At 71.8% G+C, this 22,712-nt stretch carries 20 protein-coding genes and 1 pseudogene; 14 read left to right on the top strand and 7 right to left on the bottom strand.

Features of this window, described 5'->3' with window-relative positions; translation table 11 throughout:
- Positions 1–191 precede the first annotated feature (191 nt).
- The 3 genes from ACZ4MF_RS09225 to ACZ4MF_RS09215 all read left to right on the top strand — a co-directional run bounded on the left by ACZ4MF_RS09225 (position 192) and on the right by ACZ4MF_RS09215 (position 5,567).
- Entirely contained in the window at positions 192–1,118 is a 927-nt protein-coding gene (locus ACZ4MF_RS09225; RefSeq protein ID WP_467491267.1) for a DUF3027 domain-containing protein, read from the top strand.
- 236 nt (positions 1,119–1,354) lie between these two features.
- Positions 1,355–2,326, top strand: a complete 972-nt coding sequence (locus ACZ4MF_RS09220; protein ID WP_467491265.1) for an esterase/lipase family protein — start codon at positions 1,355–1,357, stop codon at positions 2,324–2,326.
- Between the two features lie 103 nt (positions 2,327–2,429).
- Positions 2,430–5,567, top strand: a complete 3,138-nt coding sequence (locus tag ACZ4MF_RS09215; RefSeq protein ID WP_467491263.1) for a sacsin N-terminal ATP-binding-like domain-containing protein — start codon at positions 2,430–2,432, stop codon at positions 5,565–5,567.
- A gap of 68 nt (positions 5,568–5,635) precedes the next feature.
- Here ACZ4MF_RS09215 and ACZ4MF_RS09210 read toward each other — a convergent pair.
- A pseudogene (locus tag ACZ4MF_RS09210) lies at positions 5,636–5,791 on the bottom strand (XRE family transcriptional regulator); the annotation flags it as partial.
- Between the two features lie 154 nt (positions 5,792–5,945).
- On the opposite strand from ACZ4MF_RS09210, the gene ACZ4MF_RS09205 reads away from it, so the two are divergent.
- Positions 5,946–6,776 (top strand): hypothetical protein, encoded by an 831-nt coding sequence (locus ACZ4MF_RS09205; RefSeq protein WP_467491262.1) that lies wholly within the window; start codon positions 5,946–5,948, stop codon positions 6,774–6,776.
- A gap of 3 nt (positions 6,777–6,779) precedes the next feature.
- On the opposite strand, the gene ACZ4MF_RS09200 is transcribed toward ACZ4MF_RS09205, so the two are convergent.
- Both ACZ4MF_RS09200 and ACZ4MF_RS09195 read right to left on the bottom strand, forming a co-directional pair.
- The gene (locus ACZ4MF_RS09200) at positions 6,780–9,176 is read right to left on the bottom strand and encodes an HAD-IC family P-type ATPase (protein WP_467491260.1); all 2,397 of its coding nucleotides are present in this window, start codon (positions 9,174–9,176) and stop codon (positions 6,780–6,782) included.
- 16 nt (positions 9,177–9,192) lie between these two features.
- Complete coding sequence (locus ACZ4MF_RS09195; protein WP_071382145.1) at positions 9,193–9,459, bottom strand: DUF2530 domain-containing protein; 267 nt, start codon at positions 9,457–9,459, stop codon at positions 9,193–9,195.
- Between the two features lie 150 nt (positions 9,460–9,609).
- Here ACZ4MF_RS09195 and ACZ4MF_RS09190 point away from each other — a divergent pair, with 150 nt between their 5' ends.
- Entirely contained in the window at positions 9,610–11,052 is a 1,443-nt protein-coding gene (locus ACZ4MF_RS09190; RefSeq protein WP_071382144.1) for an NCS2 family permease, read from the top strand.
- Here the strand turns inward: ACZ4MF_RS09190 and ACZ4MF_RS09185 are convergent.
- Positions 11,045–11,245, bottom strand: coding sequence for a ribbon-helix-helix protein, CopG family (locus tag ACZ4MF_RS09185; protein ID WP_467491258.1), 201 nt, complete (start codon positions 11,243–11,245; stop codon positions 11,045–11,047). The two genes, ACZ4MF_RS09190 and ACZ4MF_RS09185, sit on opposite strands and share 8 nt — an antisense overlap.
- Positions 11,246–11,399: 154 nt before the next feature.
- On the opposite strand from ACZ4MF_RS09185, the gene ACZ4MF_RS09180 reads away from it, so the two are divergent.
- From ACZ4MF_RS09180 to thpR, 3 genes are all read left to right on the top strand, one after another.
- Positions 11,400–11,843, top strand: coding sequence for a MarR family winged helix-turn-helix transcriptional regulator (locus ACZ4MF_RS09180; protein WP_071372570.1), 444 nt, complete (start codon positions 11,400–11,402; stop codon positions 11,841–11,843).
- A gap of 27 nt (positions 11,844–11,870) precedes the next feature.
- Complete coding sequence (locus tag ACZ4MF_RS09175) at positions 11,871–13,220, top strand: MFS transporter (protein WP_467491255.1); 1,350 nt, start codon at positions 11,871–11,873, stop codon at positions 13,218–13,220.
- A gap of 73 nt (positions 13,221–13,293) precedes the next feature.
- Positions 13,294–13,866, top strand: coding sequence for an RNA 2',3'-cyclic phosphodiesterase (gene thpR / locus ACZ4MF_RS09170; protein WP_467491253.1), 573 nt, complete (start codon positions 13,294–13,296; stop codon positions 13,864–13,866).
- Between the two features lie 147 nt (positions 13,867–14,013).
- On the opposite strand, the gene ACZ4MF_RS09165 is transcribed toward thpR, so the two are convergent.
- Entirely contained in the window at positions 14,014–15,009 is a 996-nt protein-coding gene (locus tag ACZ4MF_RS09165; RefSeq protein ID WP_356020196.1) for an aldo/keto reductase, read from the bottom strand.
- 49 nt (positions 15,010–15,058) lie between these two features.
- Positions 15,059–15,652: a Uma2 family endonuclease gene (locus ACZ4MF_RS09160; RefSeq protein ID WP_467491251.1), complete on the bottom strand. Its 594-nt coding sequence runs from the start codon at positions 15,650–15,652 to the stop codon at positions 15,059–15,061.
- A 289-nt stretch (positions 15,653–15,941) separates the two neighbouring features.
- Here ACZ4MF_RS09160 and hemA point away from each other — a divergent pair, with 289 nt between their 5' ends.
- Genes hemA through ACZ4MF_RS09135 form a run of 5 tightly spaced genes read left to right on the top strand, consistent with a single transcriptional unit; the run spans position 15,942 to position 20,905 of the window.
- A complete protein-coding gene (hemA, locus tag ACZ4MF_RS09155) occupies positions 15,942–17,183 on the top strand; it encodes a 5-aminolevulinate synthase (RefSeq protein ID WP_467491249.1) in 1,242 nt (413 codons plus the stop codon).
- Positions 17,180–17,716, top strand: a complete 537-nt coding sequence (locus ACZ4MF_RS09150) for a GNAT family N-acetyltransferase (RefSeq protein ID WP_467491247.1) — start codon at positions 17,180–17,182, stop codon at positions 17,714–17,716. The genes hemA and ACZ4MF_RS09150 overlap by 4 nt, the downstream gene beginning before the upstream one ends.
- Positions 17,713–18,795 (top strand): Gfo/Idh/MocA family protein, encoded by a 1,083-nt coding sequence (locus ACZ4MF_RS09145; RefSeq protein WP_467491245.1) that lies wholly within the window; start codon positions 17,713–17,715, stop codon positions 18,793–18,795. Before ACZ4MF_RS09150 ends, ACZ4MF_RS09145 begins: the two co-directional genes overlap by 4 nt.
- Positions 18,792–20,021, top strand: a complete 1,230-nt coding sequence (locus ACZ4MF_RS09140; protein ID WP_467491243.1) for an MFS transporter — start codon at positions 18,792–18,794, stop codon at positions 20,019–20,021. Before ACZ4MF_RS09145 ends, ACZ4MF_RS09140 begins: the two co-directional genes overlap by 4 nt.
- 14 nt (positions 20,022–20,035) lie before the next feature.
- Positions 20,036–20,905 (top strand): LysR family transcriptional regulator, encoded by an 870-nt coding sequence (locus ACZ4MF_RS09135; RefSeq protein ID WP_467491241.1) that lies wholly within the window; start codon positions 20,036–20,038, stop codon positions 20,903–20,905.
- A 21-nt stretch (positions 20,906–20,926) separates the two neighbouring features.
- On the opposite strand, the gene ACZ4MF_RS09130 is transcribed toward ACZ4MF_RS09135, so the two are convergent.
- Positions 20,927–21,610, bottom strand: a complete 684-nt coding sequence (locus tag ACZ4MF_RS09130) for an SGNH/GDSL hydrolase family protein (RefSeq protein WP_467491239.1) — start codon at positions 21,608–21,610, stop codon at positions 20,927–20,929.
- An 88-nt stretch (positions 21,611–21,698) separates the two neighbouring features.
- Between ACZ4MF_RS09130 and ACZ4MF_RS09125 the strand changes: the two genes are divergently transcribed.
- Positions 21,699–22,673, top strand: a complete 975-nt coding sequence (locus ACZ4MF_RS09125) for a WD40 repeat domain-containing protein (RefSeq protein ID WP_467491237.1) — start codon at positions 21,699–21,701, stop codon at positions 22,671–22,673.
- The last annotated feature ends 39 nt before the right edge of the window (positions 22,674–22,712 follow it).

The following is a 22,712-nucleotide window of genomic DNA, read 5'->3' as shown; positions in this document are numbered from 1 at the left end:
TGGGCGGGTGGGAAAAACCCACGAATCCCGTTCGGTGTAGCGTGCGTATCTCAGCCATAACGCAGAATGGATGGCAGAGGTGCGCCCAGCGCGCGGATGCAGACGTCGATGCGGTCCTACGGTCCGCTCCGTCGGCAGGCCCGCCGGAGGCAGGCCCACACGTGAGACGGCGTAGGAGAGAAGCGATACCTGTGAGCGCAGCGACAACGCGAAGCCGCACCCCCGACCGTCTGTGCGCGGAGGCGGTCGACCTCGCCCGCGCCGCCGCCGAGGAGGCCGCCGCACCCGGTGTGGTCGGTGAACACACCGGCCTGGTGTCCGAGGGCGACCGCGTTGTCACCCACTTCTTCGAGTGCAAGGAGCTGGGCTACCGCGGCTGGCGCTGGGCGGTGACCGTGGCCCGCGCCTCCCGTGCCAAGATCGTCACACTCGACGAGGCCGTCCTGCTCCCCGGCCCCGACGCCCTCCTCGCCCCCGAATGGGTGCCCTGGAGCGAGCGGCTGCGCCCCGGCGACCTCGGCCCGGGCGACCTGCTGCCCACGGACCAGGAGGACCTGCGCCTGGAGCCCGGCTACACGGCCGAGGAGGAGCCCCCGCCGAACGCGCTGGTCTCCCACGAGATGGAGGAGCTGGCGGACGCGGAGGACGCCGAGGTCACCCCCGGTGCCCCGGCCGTCCAGCTCACGGTCCCCACCCGCGGCTCGATCGCCTCGGTCGCCGAGGAACTGGGCATGCGCCGCGCCCGCGTCCTGTCCCGCTACGGCCTGCACACCGCGGCCGACCGCTGGGACGAGGCCTTCGGCGCGCGGACCCCGATGGCCCAGGCGGCCCCGGCCACGTGCATGACCTGCGGCTTCCTCGCCCCGATCGGCGGCTCGCTGGGCCAGGCCTTCGGCGTGTGCGCCAACGAGTTCGCCCCGGCCGACGGCCGCGTGGTCTCCCTCGCCTACGGCTGCGGCGCCCACTCCGAGGCCGCGGTCATGCCGAAGCCCCCGCAGGTGGCCCCGCCGGTCATCGACGAGACGAAGGTCGACGCCTTCCCGCTGCGCCCCGCCCGCGACTCGGGCTCGGTCCCGGAGACGTCCGACGAGGAGACGGCGGAGCTGGGCCACTCCTGATCCGGGCCGCTCCTGATCCGGGCCCTGCCCAACGGCGGCCTCCGGGGGCGCAGTTGTTCCCGGAGGCGAAAAGTGACGAATCGATCGTTTACGGTCGCTCTTTTCCGGGCGCTGACCGGATGAAACGCGCTGCTCCATAAGGGGTGACGTGCCCGCTCCGGCCCTCCGCGGGGCGCCCCGCTCTTCGATCATCGCCGCGTCGGCACTCGGCCGGCCTTGAGGCGAGGAGTGGTGCCATGCGGCGCATCAGGTGGTCGGCGGTCGGTGCGGGGCTCGCGGCCCTTTCGCTGGCCCTGGGTCTTCAGGGGGCGGCGGCCGCGGCCGCCGGGCCCCCGCCCCCGGCACCGCACGGGCGGCTCCTCGCCTTCCCGCTGGCGGCGATCGAGGGGCTCGTCCGGCCGGAGTCGCCGCCGGCCGGCGCCGACGACTGGAGCTGCAAGCCGACGCGCACGCATCCGCGCCCGGTCGTCCTGGTCCACGGGACCTGGGCGAACGCCCATGACGACTGGGGCCTCATGGCCCCGTACCTGAAGGGGCTGGGCTACTGCGTCTTCGCCGTCAACTACGGCGGGGCACCCGGCAGTCCGGTCAAGGCCACAGCGCACGTCCCGGTGTCCGCCGGGCAGATCGCCGCCTATGTCGACCGCGTGCTCAAAGCCACCGGTGCCGACCAGGTCGACCTCGTCGGGCACTCCCAGGGCGGCGGTCTGACGCCCCGCTGGTACCTGCGGTTCGCGGGCGGCACGGATCCCGCGCATCCGCGGCGGAACAAGGTGCACAGCCTCATCGGGCTGGCGCCGTCCAACCACGGCACGACCGCCTCCGGACTCGGCACCCTCACCACCGAGCTGGGCCTCAACCAGCCCGTCTCGCTCCTCCTCGGCCAGGCCTACGCGGACCAGATGGTCGGCTCCGACGTGAACACGGCCCTGGACCGGGGCGGGGACACCCAGCCCGGCGTCGCCTACACCGTCATCGCCACCCGGCTCGACGAGGTCGTCACCCCGTACACCCACCAGTTCCTGACCGCGGGACCGGGCGCGACCGTCAAGAACATCCTGATCCAGGAGGTCTGCCCGCAGGACCTCTCCGAGCACGTCTCGCTCGCGTACGACGCCAACGCCGCCCAACTCGTGCGCGACGCCCTCGACCCCGCCCACGCGCAGCCCGTCGACTGCCACCTCTCCCTGCCCGTGCTCGGCGGCTGAGGCGACCGGCCCGGGCCCGCCGCCCTGCCGCCCGCCACCCGGGCCCCGGCCACCCCGTGCGCGCTGTACCTTCGTCCTCACAGCGACGAGGTGGAGAGTGAACGTGAGCAGCAAGTACGTGCGGCCGGCGGCCGAGGGCGCCGACCCCTTCGGCACCGCCCGGCTGCGGCGCGGTGTGCTCGACGCCTGGGCCACCAGCCCCGCCCGGTTCCGGGAGGACGCCAACGCCGAGGAGGACCTGGTCCTGGGCGGCTACCGGGACCGGCTGGTCGTGGAGCTGGCGCAGAACGCCGCCGACGCCGCCGCACGTGCGCACGCCCCGGGCCGGCTGCGGCTCACCCTCCAGGGCGGCGTCCTCGTCGCCGCCAACACCGGTGCCCCGCTGGACGCCGCCGGTGTCGAGTCGCTGTCCACGCTGCGGGCCTCCGCCAAGCGGGACGCCGAGGGCGCCCGCAGCGCCGTGGGCCGGTTCGGCGTCGGGTTCGCCGCCGTCATCGCGGTGACGGACGAGCCCGCGATCGTGGGACGCCACGGCGGGGTGCGCTGGTCGCTCGCCGAGGCGCGGGAGCTGGCCGCCGAGACCGCCCGGCACAGCCCGGGGCTGGGCGACGAGGTCCGGCGCCGGGACGGCCATGTGCCGCTGCTCCGGCTGCCGTTCGCCGCCGAGGGCACCGCGCCGGAGTCGTACGACACCGCCGTCATCCTGCCGCTGCGGGACACGGCCGCCGCCGACCTCGCCGAGCGGCTCCTCGACGCCGTGGACGACGCGCTGCTCCTCGCCCTGCCGGGCCTGGCGGAGGTCGTCATCGAGGTCGACGGCCGGGAGCCGCGCGTCCTGCGCCGCCGTACCAGCGCCGCCGACGGCGCCGTCACCGTCGTGGAGGACTCGCGGGAGGGCACGACGCGGTGGCGCAGCGTCTCCGCTCACGGCGCGCTCGCCGCCGACCTGCTCGCCGACCGGCCCGTGGAGGAGCGGCTGCGGCCGCACTGGTCCGTCACCTGGGCGGTGCCCGAGGACGAGGCCGGGCGGCCCGTGCGGCCGCGCACCGCGCCCGTCGTGCACGCGCCCACCCCGAGCGACGAGCCGCTCGGCGTCCCGGCCCTGCTCATCGCCTCCTTCCCGCTCGACACCACCCGCCGGCACGCGGCCCCCGGCCCGCTCACCGACTTCCTGGTGCAGCGCGCGGCCGACGCGTACACCGAACTCCTCGCCGCCTGGCGGCCGGTGACGGACGGGATCATCGACCTCGTGCCCGGCCCGCTGGGCAAGGGCGCGCTGGACGGTGCCCTGCGGCAGGCCGTGCTGGAGCGGCTGCCGCGCACCGCCTTCCTGCCCCCGGCGCTCGCGCCGAGCGGCGAGGACGAGCTGCCCGAGGTGCTGCGGCCCCGGGACGCGGAGATCGTGGAGGGCGCCGGGGCGGACACCGTCCGGGTGCTCGCCGAGGTGCTGCCCACCCTGCTGCCCGCGGGCCTGGAACGACGTTCCGAGCTGCGCAGCCTGGGCGTCGCCCGGCTGTCCCTCGCCGACGCCGTCGACCGCCTCGCCGGACTGGAGAAGGACCCCGACTGGTGGTGGCGGCTCTACGACAGCCTCGCCGGGGTCGATCCGGACCGCCTGTCCGGGCTGCCCGTGCCACTGGCCGACGGCCGGACCACCATCGGCCCCCGCCAGGTCCTCCTCCCCACCCCCGACGCGGCCCTGATCCACCCGGACGTCCTCGGCCGGCTCGGGCTGAAGGTCGCCCACGAGGACGCAGCGCACCCGCTGCTGGAGAAGCTGGGCGCCCTGCCCGCCACCCCGCGCGCGGTGCTCACCACCCCGCAGGTGCGGGCCGCCGTCGCCGCCTCGCTGGAGGACGAGGGCATCGGCTGGGAGCAGGACGCGCCCGACGCCGAGGAACTGGCCGACACCGTCCTGGCCTTGGTGCGCGACGCGGGGCTGGAGCCCGGTGACGAGCCCTGGCTGGGCGCCCTCGCGCTGCCCGACGAGGACGGCGAACTCGCGCCCGCCGGTGAGCTGGTGTTCCCCGGCAGCCCCTTCGCCCGCGTCATCCGCGACGGCGAACTGGCCGCCGTGGACCAGGACCTGGCCGACAAGTGGGGCGAACAGCCGCTCACCGCCTGCGGGGTGCTCGCCGGCTTCGCGTTGGTCCGGGCCACCGACGTGGTCCTCGACCCCGACGAACTGGAGCCCCGGGAGGGCGACTTCGCCGAGCCCGACGACGCCGGGCTGCTGGACGCCGTCGACGTGTGGTGCGAGGACATCCTCGACCGCTTCCCGGACAGCCCCGTACCGCCGGTCGCCACCGAACTGGTCGCCGTACGCGACCTGGACCTGGTGGACGACGACCACTGGCCCGAGGCGCTCGCCCTGCTCGCCCAGCGGCCGCTGCGGGACGCCCTCACCCAGCCGGTCCGCGTCCTGCTTCCCGACGGCACCCACGAGGTCGTACGGCCGTACACCGCCTGGTGGCTGCGCGGCCACCCGGTCCTCGACGGCCGCCGCCCGGCGGGCCTGCTCGCCGCCGGCGGCGACCCCCTCCTGCACGGCCTGTACGACGAGGCCGATGCGACCGGGTTCGAGGACGAGCAGGTGCTGCGCGCCCTCGGGGTACGCACCTCGGTCGCGGCCCTGCTGGACGAGCCCGGCGGCGCCGCCGAACTGCTGGACCGCCTGGCCGACCCGTCGCGTCCCGTCTCCTCGGCCCAACTGCACGGTCTGTACGGCGCGTTGGCGGACCTGGACCCCGAGCAGGTGACCCTGCCGGACGAGCTGCGGGCCGTGGTCGACGGGCGGGTGACGGTCGTGGACGCCACCGAGGCCGTCGTGGTCGACTCACCCGACCTGCTGCCCTTCACCTCCGGCGTGCCGCTGCTGCCGGTCCGGCCCGCCCGGGCCGCCGAGCTGGCGGAGCTGTTCCAGGTACGGCGGCTGAGCGAGTCCGTCACCGGCGAGGTGCACTCGGAGGGCACCGAGCACGACGTACCGGAGCCGGTGCGGGTGCTGCTCGGACCGCGCACGCCTCAGACGTACGTCGAGCACGAGGAACTCGTCGTGGACGCCGTGGAGATCGACTGGCGGCTCACCGATGACGGGGTGCTGCACGCGGCCACCCTGGAGGGCGTCGCGGCCGGCCTGGCCTGGGCGGCGGGCCAGTGGCCCCGACGCTTCGAGGTGGCCGCCCTCCTGGAAGACCCGTCCAGAACGGAGGAACTGGCCAGGGACCGCTGGTTCGACTGACGGCGGCCAGGTGCCCGCACGGGGCGGCTCCCACTGTTTCCTGGCAGGGGAGCGCCCCGATCCGATCCTCAATGCGGTGCAGTCGAGTACCGCTCGATGCTCGCGCGGCCCGTCGATCGGTCGAGTAGGCACAGCTCCCACGGGCCCGTGCTCACATCGAAGTCTTTGCCGAACCCGACCCACTTGCCCGCCGTACGTCGGCCTGTCGGTTCGACGAGCAGCTGAGCACCCCGGCAGGCATTGCCTATGCCATGATCAGGCAATCCCCGCCCCAAATCTGGCCGGAAATCGTTCCTGTAGTACAACCAGCCCCTGGGGTCGCGGATCTGATCGCACGAGTCAACCGACTCCACGATCACTTCTCCCTCAGGGGAACGCATGCGCATTCGCGCCACCGTGGCCGCCGTCTCCGGCGCCCTGGCCCTCACCGCCCTCGCAGTTCCGGCCGCGCAGGCCGCGCCGAACTCGGGCGCCCCGTACACGCTGAACGTCAGCTTCTCGAACGTCTCGATCGCCAAGGCGGTCAAGGTCGGAACGACCAGCCAGGTCAGCGTCTCGTACGCGTACACGCTGACGCACGGCTCCACCGTGAACATCGCCGCGAAGGACTTCTACACCGGCGCCTTCCTCTACCACGGCACCTACAGCGCCACGGCCCCCCGGCTGTACGGCGACAACCCGGCGACCTGCACCGCCACCACGTCGACGACGGCCACCTGCAAGGGTTCCGTCAACATCCACCCGGCCGACGGCGACCTGCAGAACGCCTGGGCCGGCGGCTGGGGTGTGGGCGCCGTGGCCATCGCCTTCAACGGCCAGAGCCAGACCAACCCCGACATGAGCAAGGTCGGCTACAAGGACCAGAGCGGCCTCGGTACCACCCTGGTCCAGCGCAACTCCAAGCTGACGACCAGCGTGAGCTCGACGTCCGTCTCCAAGGGCAAGAGCTTCACGGCGACGGGCAAGCTGTCCCGCGCCAACTGGCAGGACGGCCTCTACCACGGCTTCTCCGGCGTGCCGGTCAAGCTCCAGTTCCGCAAGGCCGGCACGAGCACGTACACCACGGTCAAGACGGTGACGACGGACTCCTCCGGCAACCTGAGGACGACGGCGACCGTCTCGGCCTCCGGCTACTGGCGCTACAGCTACACCGGTGTCTCCACCACGCCCGGCGTCAGCGCCACGGGCGTCTACGTGGCGGCCAAGTAACCCTCAGTCGGGAAAGCGGCGGTCGACCCACTTCCAGATCCACTCCAGGGCGGCCGCCGCCACCACCGCGATGCCGACGGCGGTCCACGGCATGGCCACGCCCACCAGCTTCAGCGCGAAGAAGCTCTGCAGGGCCGGGACGACCAGGACCACCAGGAACGCCACGCCCATCGCGGCCACCAGGGTCACCCGCCACCAGGTGTAGGGCCGGGCGACGATCGCCAGGATCCACATGGAGATCAGGAACAGCGTCAGCGTGGCCGCGCTGGTCTCGGCACCCAACTCGCCGCTGCCGCCGTAGTGGTGACGGGCGATCAGATAGGTCACGAAGGTCGCCACGCCGCACATCAGACCACCCGGGATCGAGTACCGCATCACCCGCCGGACGAAATGGGGTTTCGCGCGCTCCTTGTTGGGGGCGAGGGCCAGGAAGAAGGCGGGGACGCCGATGGTGAGGGTGGAGAGCATGGTCAAGTGGCGTGGGAGGAAGGGGTATTCGACCTGCCAGCAGACCACGAGCACCGCCAGCAGCACGGAATACACGGTCTTCACCAGGAACAGCGTCGCGACGCGCGTGATGTTGCCGATCACCCGGCGCCCCTCGGCGACGACCGACGGCAGGCTCGCGAAGCTGTTGTCCAGCAGCACGATCTGCGCCACCGCGCGCGTCGCCTCCGAACCGGAGCCCATGGCGACCCCGATGTCCGCGTCCTTCAGCGCGAGCACGTCGTTCACGCCGTCGCCGGTCATCGCGACCGTGTGCCCGTCGGACTGGAGCGCGCCCACCATGTCCCGCTTCTGCTGCGGGGTGACCCGCCCGAAGACCGTCCCGGAGTCCAGCGCCCGCGCCATCCCCGCCGCGTCGCCGGGCAGCCGTCGCGCGTCCACCGCCGTACCCTCCAGGCCCAGCTTGGCCGCGACCGCGCCGACCGAGACCGCGTTGTCCCCGGAGATGACCTTGGCGCGGACGTCCTGCTCGGCGAAGTAGCGCAGGGTGTCGGCCGCGTCCGGCCGCAGCCGCTGTTCGAGTACGACGAGGGCGGCGGCGCGGGCGCCGCGGGCCGGCTCGGTGTCGTCCAGGTCGCGCACGGCGCGGGCCAGCAGCAGCACCCGCAGCCCCTGCTCGTTGAGCCGCTCGGTGTCGGCCAGGGCCGGGTCGCCGTCGGCGAGGAGGACGTCGGGGGCGCCCAGCAGCCAGGTGCTGGTCTCGCCGTCGCCCTCGCTGAACGCGGCCCCGCTGTACTTGCGGGCCGAGGAGAACGGCAGCGACTCCACACAGCGCCACTCCTCGCTGTCGGGGTAGGCGTCGATGATCGCCTGGAGGGAGGCGTTGGGGCGCGGGTCGGACTCGCCGAGCGCGCCGAGGACATTGCGCACGTACGTCTCGTCGTAGCCGTCGAGGATCCTGAGCCGGGTGACGTCCATGCCGCCCTCGGTGAGGGTGCCGGTCTTGTCCAGGCAGACGGTGTCGACGCGGGCCAGCCCCTCGATGGCCGGGAGCTCCTGCACCAGGCACTGCTTGCGGCCCAGCCGGATCACGCCGATCGCGAAGGCGACGGAGGTGAGCAGCACCAGTCCCTCGGGGACCATCGGGACGATGCCGCCGACGGTGCGGGCCACCGCGTCCTTCAGGTCGTTGCTCTTGACGACGAGCTGGGTGATGACGAGCCCGACGGCCGCCGGGACCATCATCCAGGTGACGTACTTGAGGATCGTGGAGATGCCGGTGCGCAGCTCGGAGTGGACCAGTGTGAAGCGGGAGGCCTCCTCGGCGAGCTGGGCGGCGTAGGCCTCGCGGCCGACCTTGGCGGCCTGGAAGGCGCCGCCGCCCGCGACCACGAAGCTGCCGGACATGACCGGGTCGCCGGAGCGTTTGACGACGGGGTCGGCCTCGCCGGTGAGCAGCGACTCGTCGATCTCCAGCCCGTCGGCCTCGGCGCACACCCCGTCCACGACGATCTTGTCCCCGGGGCCGATCTCGATCAGATCGCCGAGCACGATCTCGTCGGTCGCGATCTCGACGGCCGCCCCGTCCCTGCGCACGGTCGGTCTGGCCTCGCCGATCACCGCGAGCGAGTCGAGGGTCTGCTTGGCCCGCCACTCCTGGACGATGCCGATGCCGGTGTTGGCGAGGATCACGAAGCCGAACAGGCTGTCCTGGATCGGCGCGACGCACAGCATGATCACCCAGAGCACGCCGATGATCGCGTTGAACCGGGTGAAGACGTTGGCCCGCACGATCTCGCCGAGCGACCGGCTGCTGCGCACGGGAACGTCGTTGACCTGCTCGCGTCTGACGCGGTCCGCCACCTCGGCACCGGTCAGCCCGGCCGACCTGGTCATCGGCAGGGCCACCGGATGCACGGGGTCGAGTTCGGCGCCCGCGTCTATGTGGGTCATGTCATCGACGGTACGGCTACTTCGGCGTCGTCGCCTTCAGCGCCGCCGCCCGTTTGATCGCGGCGTCGCGCTTCCTGACGTACCAGATCCCGATCAGCCCCAGTCCGCCTCCGGCCAGGCAGGTCCACAGCCACCACAGGTGACCGTGGTCGTGGAACCAGCCGTAGAACGGCAGCTGGACCAGGAAGAGCACGAACCACACGATCGTGCCGCCGGTGATGGTGGCGACCACGGGGCCCTCCAGGGGCTCCGGTGCCTCGTGCTTCGGGGTCCATTTGGCCATGCGCACAGCTTAAGCGCCGCCGGTGTCTACGCGCGGAGATAGCGATCTAGCACTCATACGTTCATACTGAAACCGTTTGTCTTTGTCCACTTCTGCTCGTATGAAACTCCAACGCGGCTCGGGGGAACCCCGTCGGAGATGAGGTCCCGCATGTCCACCTCGGCTCCCGCCAAGGCCCCCACGCCCGAGAAGGGCGCGCCGAACGGCGCGCTCGACCGCTACTTCAAGATCTCCGAGCGCGGCAGCACCGTCGCCCGCGAGATCCGCGGCGGTCTCGCCACCTTCTTCGCCATGGCGTACATCATCGTGCTGAACCCGATCATCCTCAGCAGCGCGAAGGACATGTACGGGCATCACCTGGACAACGGCCAGCTGGTGACCGCGACCGCGCTGACGGCCGCCTTCACCACCCTCCTCATGGGCGTCTTCGGCAACGTGCCGATCGCGCTCGCCGCCGGCCTCGGTGTGAACTCCGTCGTCGCCCTCCAGCTCGCGCCCCGTATGACCTGGCCGGACGCCATGGGCATGGTCGTGCTCGCCGGTTTCGTGGTCATGCTGCTGGTCGCCACCGGCCTGCGCGAGCGCGTGATGAACGCCGTGCCGTTCGGCCTGCGCAAGGCGATCTCCATCGGTATCGGCCTGTTCATCATGCTGATCGGCCTGGTCGACTCCGGCTTCGTCACGCGCATGCCCGACGCCGCCCAGACCACCGTCCCGCTCCAGCTCGGCGTCGGCGGCCATCTGCACGGCTGGCCCGTGCTGGTCTTCATCCTCGGCGTGCTGCTCACCTTCGCGCTGCTCGTCCGGAAGACCCCGGGCGCGATCCTGATCTCGATCGTCGGCATGACCGTCCTCGCCGTGATCATCAACGCCGTCACCACGGTCTCCTCCTGGGGCCTGACCGTCCCGAAGTGGCCGGGCAACCCGGTCTCCACCCCCGACTTCGGCCTGGTCGGCCAGGTCAGCCTGTTCGGCGGCTTCTCCCGGGTCGGCCTGCTGACCGGCATCCTGTTCGTCTTCACGGTCCTGCTGTCGTGCTTCTTCGACGCGATGGGCACGATCATGGGCGTCAGCGACGAGGCCAAGCTGACCGACGCCCAGGGCTACATGCCGGGCATCAACAAGGTCCTGTTCATCGACGGACTCTCCGTCGCGGCGGGCGGCGCCAGCTCCTCCTCGGCCACGACCGCGTTCGTGGAGTCCACGGCCGGTGTCGGCGAGGGCGCCCGGACGGGCCTCGCGAACGTCGTCACGGGCGGCCTCTTCGCCGTCGCGCTGTTCCTCACCCCGGTCGCCACGATGGTCCCGTCCCAGGCGGCCACCCCGGCGCTGATCGCGGTCGGCTTCCTGATCCTGTCGAACTCGATCAAGGAGATCGACTGGGCGGACTACACGATCGCCATCCCGGCCTTCGTGACGATGCTGATGATGCCGTTCACCTACTCGATCACCAACGGCATCGGCATGGGCTTCATCACCTTCACGGTGCTGCGCCTGGCCGCGGGCCGGTTCCGGGAGATCCCGGTGGCGATGTACGTCGTCTCGGCGGTCTTCGCCTTCTACTACCTGATGCCGGCCCTGGGTCTCACGTGATCGGCCGGGGCTCGGAGACCCCGTAGAACTTCTCCGTCTCCTCGACGGCGGCCTGGAACCGCACGTCGAAGTCGTCGCGAATGAGCGTCCGGATGACATAGTCCTGGACGCTCATTCCTCTTTTCGCCGCGTGGTGCCGGAGCCGTTCGAGCAGCTCCCCGTCTATCCGCAGGCTGAGCACACTGGTCCCCATGCCTACGAGGGTCGCCACATCCGGCCGCCCCGTGCGTCACTTTCCGGAATCGACTCACTCGTACGGGTGATGGAGAGGTTCAGTGGCCAGGGTCACGGGCAGCCTGTCGGTGTCGCGGTGGTCTTTAGAGAGAGTAATGAGTTACTCTAAGGACATGCCGGACCTGGATCTCACCCATGGCGACGACGCAGCCGCCGTGAACTCCCTCCGCTCCGCCGTGATGCGGCTGAGCCGTCGGCTCAAGCACCAGCGGGTGGACGAGTCGCTAAGCCCCACCGAGATGTCGGTGCTCGGCACGCTCTCCCGCTGCGGCTCGGCCACGCCGGGCGAACTCGCCCGCAAGGAGCACGTCCAGCCGCCGTCGATGACCCGCATCGTCGCGCTGCTCGAAGCCAAGGGGCTGGTCCGGCTGGAGCCGCACCCCGAGGACCGGCGCCAGAAGGTCGTCACCCAGACCGAACAGGCCGAGGCGATGCTCGAAGAGAGCCGCCGCAAGCGCAACGCGTTCCTGGCCGGACTGGTCGAGGGCCTGGACGAGGACGAGTGGGCGTCCTTGCGCGCCGCCGCCCCCGTGCTGGAGAAACTCGCACACCTGTAAGCCGCTGTATGGAGGAGGCGAACTCGTTTGAGTACGGGATCCGGAACACCTTCCGCCCCCGCACCGACCGCTACTACCACCCCTGATTCCCGCAAGACCTCCTCGATGTTCAGCTCGCTGAGGATCAGGAACTACCGCCTCTTCTTCCTGGGCCAGGTCGTCTCCAACACGGGCACCTGGATGCAGCGCATCGCCCAGGACTGGCTCGTCCTCAGCCTCACCGGCTCCTCCGCGGCCGTGGGCATCACGACGGCCCTCCAGTTCCTGCCGATGCTGCTCTTCGGCCTCTACGGCGGTGTCCTGGTCGACCGTCTCCCCAAGCGGCCCACGCTGCTGGTCACCCAGTCCTCGATGGCCCTGTCCGGCCTGGCGCTCGCCGCGCTGACCCTGTCCGGACACGTCCAGGTCTGGCACGTCTACCTGGCCGCCTTCGCCGTCGGCCTCGCCACGGTGGTGGACAACCCGGCCCGGCAGTCCTTCGTCTCGGAGATGGTCGGCCCCGAACAGCTGCAGAACGCGGTCAGCCTGAACTCGGCGAACTTCCAGTCCGCCCGCCTGATCGGCCCGGCCGCCGCCGGCCTCATGATCACCGGTGTGGGCACGGGCTGGGCGTTCCTCGCCAACGGCCTGTCGTTCGCGGCCCCCATCGCCGGCCTGCTCCTGATGCGCGCCCGCGAGCTGCACGTCGTCACGCGCACCCCGCGCGGCAAGGGCCAGCTGCGCGAAGGCCTGCGGTACGTGGCCGGGCGCCCGGACCTGATCTGGCCGATCGTGCTGGTCGGCTTCATCGGCACCTTCGGCTTCAACTTCCCGGTCTGGCTCTCCGCCTACGCCGAGCACGTCTTCCACGCCGGCGCCGGCGGCTACAGCCTCTTCAACACCCTGATGGCCGTCGGCTCCCTGGTCGGCGCCCTGCTGGCCGCCCGCCGCGGCACGGCACGGCTGCGCGTCCTGATCGCCGCCGCGGTGGCCTTCGGCACGCTGGAGACCGTGGCCGCGCTGGCCCCGTCGTACTGGCTGTTCGCGCTGCTCATGGTCCCGATCGGGGTCTGCGGCCTGACGGTGAACGTCACGGCGAACACCTCGGTCCAGATGGCCACCGACCCGGCCATGCGCGGCCGGGTGATGGCCCTGTTCATGATGGTCTTCATGGGCGGCTCGCCGCTGGGCGCCCCGGTCGTCGGCTGGGTCACCGACACCTACGGCCCTCGTGTCGGCTTCGTCCTCGGCGGCGTCGTCTCGGCCGCGGCCGCCGCGGCCATCGGCCTGGTCCTGACCCGCATCGGCGGCCTGCGCCTGTCGCTGGGCTGGCACCACGGCCACCCGAGAGTCCGTTTCGTCCCGCGCGAGCGGGAGGAACTGGCCACGGCGGCGTAGGCCCGCCGGCCGGGGGGCGGGCCGCGGTGGGTTGCCCGCGCCCGTGCCTGCGGGGGTCTGCGAAGGTGAGGGCATGAGACTCTTCGCCGCGGTGCTCCCGCCGGAGCGCGTCGTCCACGAACTCGCCGCCGAGGTGGCCGAGTTGAAGAGGCTGCCCGGCTCGCAGGGGCTGCGCTGGACCAACCGGCCGGGCTGGCACTTCACCCTCGCCTTCTACGGGGAGGTCGCCGACGACGTCGTACCGGCCCTGTCGGACCGCCTGGCCGTCGTGGCCCGCCGCACGGCCCCCTTCGACCTGGCCCTGTCCGGCGGCGGCCAGTTCGGGCACGGCAAGGCCCTGTGGACGGGTGCCTACGGCGAGGTGGAGTCGCTGCGGCTGCTGGCCGAGCGGGCGGAGGCGGCGGCACGGAAGGCGGGGCTGCCGATGGAGGAGCACCGCCGCTACCGGGCGCACCTGACGGTGGCGCGGAGCCGGGACTCGGTCGACGTGCGACCGTACGTGGATCTGCTGCGCGGCTTCACCAGCACGACCTGGACGGTGAGCGAGGTGGTGCTGGTCCGCAGCAACCTGCCGAGCTCCGGGGTGCCGGGGGAGCAGCCGCGGTACGAGGCGGTCGCCCGCTGGGCACTCGGCGGGGCCCGTTAGGCTCGATGCCGTGGACCCGAAAACCCGGAACCGGATCATGGCCGGTGTGCTTGTGCTGATGTTCGTGGTGGTGGCCTTGGCCTCGGCCATGAAGTAGTCACATGAAGGAGTCAGGGGCGCGGGGGAGTCCCTCGCGCCCCTGCGGTGCTACCAGGCGAACGCCTCCGGCGACGGACCCGGGCCCGGGAAGACCTCGTTCAGCCCCGCCACCAGTTCCTCGCTCAGCTCCAGCTCGACGGCGCGCAGCGCGGAGTCGAGCTGCTCGGCCGTGCGCGGACCGACGATGGGCCCGGTCACCCCCGGCCGGGTCAGCAGCCAGGCCAGGGCCACCTCGCCGGGCTCCAGGCCGTGCTTGTCGACCAGGTCCTCGTACGCCTGGATCCGGGCGCGGGCGGCCGGGTCGGCCAGGGTGTCGGCGGCGCGGCCCGAGGCACGGCGACCGCCCTGCACCTCCTTCTTGATGACCCCGCCGAGCAGACCGCCGTGCAGCGGGGACCAGGGGATGACCCCGAGGCCGTACTCCTGCGCGGCCGGGATGACCTCCATCTCGGCGCGCCGCTCGTGGAGGTTGTACAGGCACTGCTCGCTGACCAGCCCGATGGTGCCGCCGCGCCGGGCGGCGGCCTCGTTGGCCTGGGCGATCTTGTAACCGGGGAAGTTGGAGGAGCCGACGTAGAGGATCTTGCCCTGCTGGACCAGGGTGTCGATCGCCTGCCAGATCTCGTCGAAGGGGGTGTCCCGGTCGATGTGGTGGAACTGGTACAGATCGATGTGATCGGTCTGGAGCCGCTTCAGGCTGGCGTCCACGGCCCGCCGGATGTTCAGCGCGGAGAGCTTGTCGTGGTTCGGCCAGGCCGGCTGTCCGTCGGCGGCCATGTTCGCGTAGACCTTGGTGGCGAGGACGACCTTGTCGCGCCGCGCGCCGCCCTTGGCGAACCAGTTGCCGATGATGCTCTCGGTGCGGCCCTTGTTCTCGCCCCACCCGTACACGTTGGCGGTGTCGAAGAGATTGATGCCCGCGTCCAGCGCCGCGTCCATGATCGCGTGGCTGTCGCCCTCGTCCGTCTGCGGCCCGAAGTTCATCGTCCCGAGAACGAGCCGGCCGACCTTGAGTCCCGTGCGTCCTAGCTGCGTGTACTTCATGGTCCCCAAGCCAACGGCTTGAAGTGCGCTCGAAGCAAGTGGGGTTGGGCTAGTCGCGGGGGAACCTGTCGGTCTTGAGGATGAGGTCGACCACTGTGCCGGTGAGGTCGATGTCGGTGCCGAAGTCCACCGGCGTCCTGTTCTCGTAGTCGCCGTCCTTGGGGTCGGTGTAGACGAAGCAGCGGCCCTGGTACGGGTCGGCGACGATGTAGAGGGGGACTTCGGCGATCGCGTAGGCAGTCTTCTTCGGGCCGTAGTCGTTGGCGGCAGTGCCCCGGGAGATGACCTCAGCGACGAACTCGACATCCTGGTACCGCCAGCGGCCGTTGTCGTCTGTCTTCGCCGATTCCTTGAGCATGGCGACGTCCGGGCAGAAGCCGTTCTGGTAGCCCGGGAAGTCGATGCGGACGTCCGAGAATGCTTGGACGTCCATCCCGAATTTGTCCTCCAGTGCCCGCACGATTCGGCGAATGATTCCCCAGTGAGTGTCCCGCTGTGGCGTCATGTGGACGTTGCCCCCGACGATCTCGACCCTGAATCCTTCGGGGACGGGCATACGCTCAAGCCGCTCGAACCACTCGTCCAAGTGCTTGGTGTTGGCGTCGGCGTCGGCCATCTCGATCCTGTCTTCAAGGACGGTCATCGTGGCGCTCCTCCCCGGCCGTCCCACGGACAGGTGCGGCCGCGCGGTACAACGATACGCACGGTGACCAGGACTCGCCGGATTTAGGTCAACCTGTTCCAGTCACGTACACCTGTCCCCCGCATCGCCCCAGCCCGCCAGGTGCCGGACCTGCACTGATGCGTTTTCCGCATCTCTGATGCGCGCCGGACATTGGTGCAATGTCCAAGCATCTGGATCTACTTCCCGTACCGCAATCAGCACGACGGTGCCCACCGGCACCGCAGCACGACAGTACGGGGGTACGGCCATGCACGAGGCCATCTACGAAGACTTCCTGGCGCAGAGGCTGGACGAGCTGCGCAGCAGCGGACAGTACCGGGAGTTCGTGGACATCAACCGGCGCGCCGGCGCCTATCCGAAGGCGGACCGCCGGACCGCCGACGGCCGCACGCAGCAGGTGACGGTCTGGTGCAGCAACGACTACCTGGGCATGTCGCAGCACCCGAAGGTGCTGGAGGCGATGCACCGGGCCGTCGACGAGTACGGCGCCGGCTCCGGCGGCTCGCGCAACATCGGTGGCACGCACGCCCATTACGCGCGGCTGGAGACGGCACTCGCCGAGTGGCACGGCAAGGAGGCCGCGCTCGTCTTCCCGACCGGGTACGGCTCGAACGACGCGACCCTGCAGTGCCTGCTGCGGGTGCTGCCCGACCCGCTCGTCGTCTCGGACGAGCTGAACCACGCGTCGATCATCAACGGCATCCGCAGCACCCGGGCCGAACGCGCCGTCTTCCGGCACAACGACGTCGGCCACCTGGAGGAGATACTCGCCGCGCAGCCGTTGGACCGGCCGAAGATCGTCGCGTTCGAGTCGGTGTACTCGATGGACGGGGACGTCGCCCCGATCGAGGAGATCATCAAGGTCGCCCATCACCACAACGCGCTGACGTACCTGGACGAAGTGCACGCCATCGGCATGTACGGGCCCCGGGGGGCCGGCCTGGCCGCGCAGCTCAACGTCGACCACCACATCGACATCATCCAGGGCACGATGGCCAAGGCGATCGGGGTGATCGGCGGCTACATCACCGGCTCGGCCACCCTGATCGACGCCGTGCGCAGCTTCGCCTCCGGCTTCATCTTCACCACCGCGCTGCCGCCGGCCGTCGTCGCCGCCTGCCACGCGAGCATCGAACACCTCAAGTCGTCGGGTGCCGAGCGCGACGCACTGCACCGCAAGACCGCGCTCCTGCGCGACGCACTCCACCGCGCCGGCATCCAGGTGATGCCGTGCAGCACCACGCACGTCCTGCCGGTCCTGGTCGGGGACGCCGCGCTGTGCAAGAAGTCGGCCGCCCGGCTGCTGGACGAGTACGGCGTGTACCTGCAGCCCATCAACTCCCCGACCGTCCCGGTCGGCACCGAGCGCTTCCGCGTCAATGTCACGCCGAACCACAGTGACGAGGACATCGCCCATCTGGTGCAGGCGCTGAGCGAGGTCTTCGCGTACTTCGGCGTGGCCGGCGCGTCCGAGGAGCGGGCGGCATGAGCGCCACGACGCGAGCGGCGGACGTACCGGTGCGGCCCGCCGGCGTCGGCGACATCGACGAACTGGTGCGCCTGCGCGCCTATCTGCTGGAGGACGCCGGCTCGTCCGGGGCCCCCTACGCGGCCACGTCCGCCACCGCGAGCGCGGCGTGGCGCAGCAGCTGTCGCACCTGGCTCGCCGAGCGCCTGCCCCGCGACCCCGACCTGCGTGCGGCCGTCGTGGACGGACCCGGCCGGCTGCGCGCCTGCGCGATCGCCGTCGTCGACCAGCGGGCCCCGTCGCCCGTGTGCCCGAGCGGCCGGGCCGGGTGGATCCAGTCCGTGGTGACCGACCCCCGCGACCGGGAGCAGGGCCTGGGCGCCGCCGTGCTGGACCACCTCGCCGACTGGCTGCGCTCGCGCGGCGCCGACGAGATCGTCCTGCAGACCACCGCCCGCGCACGGGACTTCTACCTCCGCTCGGGCTTCCTGCCCACCGGCGAGGACCTGCTGTACAAGCCGCTGCACACCACGAAGGAGGCCGCTGCCGCATGAAGACGGCACGTGTACTGATCGCGGGCATGGGATACGCCGGGTCGCGTTTCCTGAGCGCGCTGCGTTCGCTCGACGGGCCGGACGGGGTCGGGGCCAGGCTGGAGTTCGCCTACCACGCGCGCCACCGCACCCGCGAGGACATCCCCTACTTCGGCTCGCTCCCGCAGGCGCTGCGCGACTTCGCGCCCGACCTCGTCATCGTCGCGGTCACGGACTCGGCCCACGCCGAGATCCTGACGGCGCTGGACGGCTACCGCGGCTTCGTCCTCGCCGAGAAGCCGCTGACCTCGCGTCAGGACGACCTCGCCGCCGTGGCCTCGGCACTGCGGCACACCTCCGGGTTCGCGATGGATCTGGTCGAGCGCCACTCCGACGTCACCATGGCGCTGCGCGACTACGCCGGCCGCCATGAACTGCGCCTGGTCCGCGCCCACGCGACCTGGGGCAAGGACCGCATCAACGACCACCGCCCGACGGTCGGTGTCACGAGCGAGGTCATCCACTCGCTCGATCTGCTGCGCCTGATCGGCCCGCAGGACCACGCCGTCGAGCCGGTCGACGTCATCGGCGTGGCGTCCGACTTCTCGGTCAGCGGACCGGAGGTGCTGGACAGCGTGGCCCTCACCGCGACCCTGGGCGGGGCGCCGGTCACGGTCTACAGCAGCTTCACCAACATCACCCGGCAGCGCACCGTGGACTGCACGTTCCGCGCCCCCGACGACTCCCTCGTGCACGCCACGGCCGTCTACGACACGCCCGTGTGGGACGCCGACCGGCTGCGGATCTGGCGCCGCACGGACGCGGGCGAACAGACGCTGAGCGTCGTGGACACCCGGGAGGATCCGGTCCCCCAGGAGCTGCGCGGCATCGTGAAGCTGCGCCGGCTGGTCACCGACGCCCTGCGTTTCGTGGTGCACGGCACGGACCCGCTCGTCGGCTTCGCCGGCCTCGACGAGTCGATCGCCCTGCAGCGCCTCCTCAACCGCATCGAGGACATGGCACGAGTCGCCGGCCCCGCCCGGTACTTCCCCCACGGGCGGACCGTCGCCACCGAGGTGGACTGGGAGCGGCTGGGATGACCGGCACCACGACCGCGCCGCCGCGGTACGGCAGCAGCTTCATCCTCCTTCTCGCCCTGGGCGCCTTCGCCCTCGGCCTCGACGCCTACGTCATGGCCGGGCTGCTGCCCCGCGTCGCGGACGACCTGGCGGTGTCGGAGGCCTCGGCCGGCCAGATGGTCACCGTGTTCACGCTCTGCTACGCGCTGGCCGCGCCCGTCTTCGCCACCGCGCTGGCCGGGCGCCCCGCCAAGGTGGTGCTCGCCTGCGCGCTCGCCGTCTTCACGGTGGGCAACGCGCTCACCGCGCTGGCCCCCGGGCTGCCCGTCCTGCTCGTGGCGCGCGCCCTGGCCGGCATCGGCGCGGGCCTGTACTCGCCGATGGCCGCGGCGACGGCGGCGGGCCTCGGCGGGGCGGAGCGCCGCGGGCGCAGCCTCGCCCTGGTCATGGGCGGGATGAGCATCGGCACCGTCATCGGCGTGCCCATCGGCGTGCTGCTGGCCGAACACGTGGGCTGGCGCGGCACCCTGTGGCTGATCACGGCACTCGGCGTGGTCGCGCTGGGCGGCATCGCGCTGCTCCCGCGCACCGAGGCCGGGCCACCGCCCGCGCTGCGCGACCGGGTACGGATCCTGACCGACGGCCGGGTCGCCTCCGTCGCCGTCGTCTCGCTCCTCGGCGGCGTCGCCAGCCTCGGCCTCTACACGTATCTGGCGCCCTTCCTCTCCGACGCGGCAGGTCTGCACGAGACGGTCGGCCCGATGTGGGCCTGGGGTGCGGGAGGCGTGCTCGGCAGCCTGCTCATCGGCCGGGTCGTGGACCGTACGAAGCGGCCCTTCGCCGTCGTCGCGTGCGTGCTCACCCTGCTGACCGCGGCCCACCTCGTGATGCCGGCGGCCGCCCGGTTCTCCTGGGCGCTGGCGGTCCCGCTCGTCGTCTGGGGAGCGGCGGGCTGGGCTCTCCAGGTGCCGCAGCAGCACCAGCTGATCGCCGCGCAGCCGGAGCAGGCCCCGGTGGCGGTGGCGCTGAACAGCTCCGCCGTCTACCTCGGCAGCGCGATCGGCTCGGCACTCGGCGGCACCGTCATCGCGGCGGGCGTGGCCCCCCGCGCCCTGCCGTACTGCACGGCGGGACTCGCCCTGCTCGCGCTCGTCCTGCACCTGAGTGCCGTACGGCACTTCACCCGGCGCGCCCAGCGGCGGCCCGCACCGCCCGCACCCTCGGTCACGGCCCCGACGGTACGGTGACTAACCTGGCGAACATGGACATCGGCATACACCACCTGCGGTGCTTCCTCACCCTCGCCGAAGAGCAGCACTTCACCTGGGCGGCCGACCGGCTCGGGGTGTCCCAGCCCACCCTGAGCCGGCAGATCAGGCGCCTGGAGGAGACGCTGGGCCGCTCCCTGCTCGACCGCAGCACCCGCCACCCCCGGCTCACCGCCGAGGGGCGGCGGCTGCAGGGCGAACTGCACGCGCTGCTGCCGCGGCTCGAAGCGGCGCTGCGCCCGCCGAGACCCGAGGCGGCCTTCCGCCTCGGCTACGCCTGGGGGTTCCCGGTGGCGCTGGGGCGAGCGGCCATGGAGCAGATGGAGCGGGAGCACCAGTTCCTGATCCAGCCGGTGCGCGCCGACGACCGCACCGCCGGGCTCCAGGGGGGCCTCGTCGACGCCGCCCTGTTGTGGGGCGGCGTCGACGACCCGCGGCTGACCTCCGTGGAGATCCTGCGCGAGGAGCGGGTCGCCGCGGTGTCGAGGCGCTCCACCCTCGCCGTCCGGTCCACCGTCACCTGGCGTGATCTCGGCCGCCGTTGTCTGGTGCTGAACACCGTCAGCGGCACCCTCACCCCGGACGACTGGCCCCGCTCCGCCACCCCCGAGATCGGTGCCGAGACCACGAACATCGACGAGTACCTGCACGCGGTGGCCGTCCGGCGCGGCGTGGGCGTCCTCCCCGCCTCCGTGGCCGCGCAGCACCCCGATCCGGACGTGCTCTATCTGCCGCTGACCGGAGCGCCCCCGGCCACCCTGCACTGCGTCTATCCGCGCACCGACCCGCACCCGCACGCCGCCGTGCTGGCGAAGACGCTGCTCCGGCAGCGCACAGCGCGTCCGTCCTGCCCCGCGCGGTGAGCAACGGCGGCCGTCGTCACGTCAGTTCAGCCCGCCCGCGTACGTCTGTCCGACCCCCCACGCCTGCCACATCGCCCCCGCGAACGCGCCCGCGATCCGGTGCTCCCCGCTCGCGTTGGGGTGCGTGCCGTCGTAGGTGTCGGCGTGGATGTCGTACGCCTTGGGCGGCGAGGCCAGCAGCAGCGGGGAGCGGGGCTCGTCCAGGTCGGCGACCGTCTTCGCGAGCAGGGTGTTGAAGAGGTCCACCTGGGCCGCGAACGGCTCGTCGGCCGTGGCCCGGATGTTCGGGATCACCGGGAGGACGACCATGCGTATGCGCGGGGCGGCCTCCCGGGCGCCGGCGACGAACGCCCGTACGTTCTCCGCGGTCTGCTCCGCGTTCGTGTAGAAGCCCAGGTCGATCAGGCCGAGGGAGACCAGGAGCACGTCCGGGCGGTGGGCGCGCACCGTCTCGCCGATCAGCGGGGCCATGTGCAGCCAGCCCTCGCCCCAGCCCGCCAGGTGGCGGCGCGGGAAGTCCGGCTCGGCGTAGGCGTACGACGTCGGCGCGTCGGACGACGTGTCGTACAGCTCCTCGCGCGGGCCGACGAACGTGAACGGGCCGCCGTGCGTCTCGCACAGGTGCTTCCACAACCGGTAGCGCCAGGTGTGCTCGCCCGCGCTCCCGATCGTCATGGAGTCACCTACGGGCATGAATCTGAGCATCCGCTCATGATGGACGATCACGCACACCGGTGGGGTGTGAGGCCCACCACGTCCGAGCAGGCCCAGGTGGGGATGGCAGGCTTGGCGGATGCGCCGATCGTTCGCCGTCCTCGCCCCAGCGCTGCTCGTGGGTGTCTGCGCGCTGCCCGCCTCCGCCGCTGAAAACGGCGCCGGCGACCGGGGGTTCACCCTCAAGGACCCCCGGATCACGGAGTCCAGCGGTCTGGCCGCCTCCCGGCGGCACCCCGGCGTCTACTGGACGCACAACGACAGCGGCGACGGCCCGTACCTCTACGCCGTGGACAGCCGGACCGGGAAGACCGTCGCCCGGATCACCCTGCGCGGCATCGGCTCCCCGCGCGACGTCGAGGCCATCTCCATCGGCCCGGACGACCAGATCTACGCCGGCGACATCGGCGACAACCTCGACGGCTCATGGCCGTACGTGTGGATCTACAAGCTGCCCGAGCCGAAGGTGCTGAAGGACCGGACGGTCACCGCCACGCAGTACGTCGTGAAGTACGCGAACGGACCCCGCAACGCCGAGTCGCTGGTGGTCCACCCGAAGACCGGGCGCGTCTACATCATCGACAAGAAGGAGGACGGCGGGCACCTCTACGAGGGCCCGGCCGCCCTCTCCACCTCCGGCGCGAACGTCTTCCGGCCCGTCGCCGCCGTCGACCTGTGGGCCACGGACGCCGCCTTCTCGCCGGACGGCCGGCAGCTCGCCGTGCGCGGGTACTTCGGCGGGATCTACTACGACTGGAACGGCGGCCGCATCAAGCGCGCGGGCCGGCTCGACGTGCCTCTGCAGGGGCAGGGTGAGGGCATCACGTACTCCGCCGACGGGACCAAGCTGCTCTACAGCTCCGAGGGGGCAGGCACCCAGGTCGAGGCGGAGGACGCCCCCGGCCGGTCCACGGGCACCACGTCACCTTCCGGCGGCGCGGGTTCGACGGCCGGACCGGCCGGCGGCAGCGGCGACTACAAGACGGGCGCCGCGATCGTCGCCGCCGTGGTGGCCGCGCTCTTCGGGGTGCGGTGGCTGCGGCGCAGGGCCTGAACGGTCACCGGTCGCCGGGCTCCGCCCACTTTCCCGGCG

Source organism: Streptomyces sp. NPDC025793 (assembly GCF_055558375.1).
Note: the sequence above shows the minus strand (reverse complement) of the source record. Positions and strands in the feature narration are given on the sequence as shown.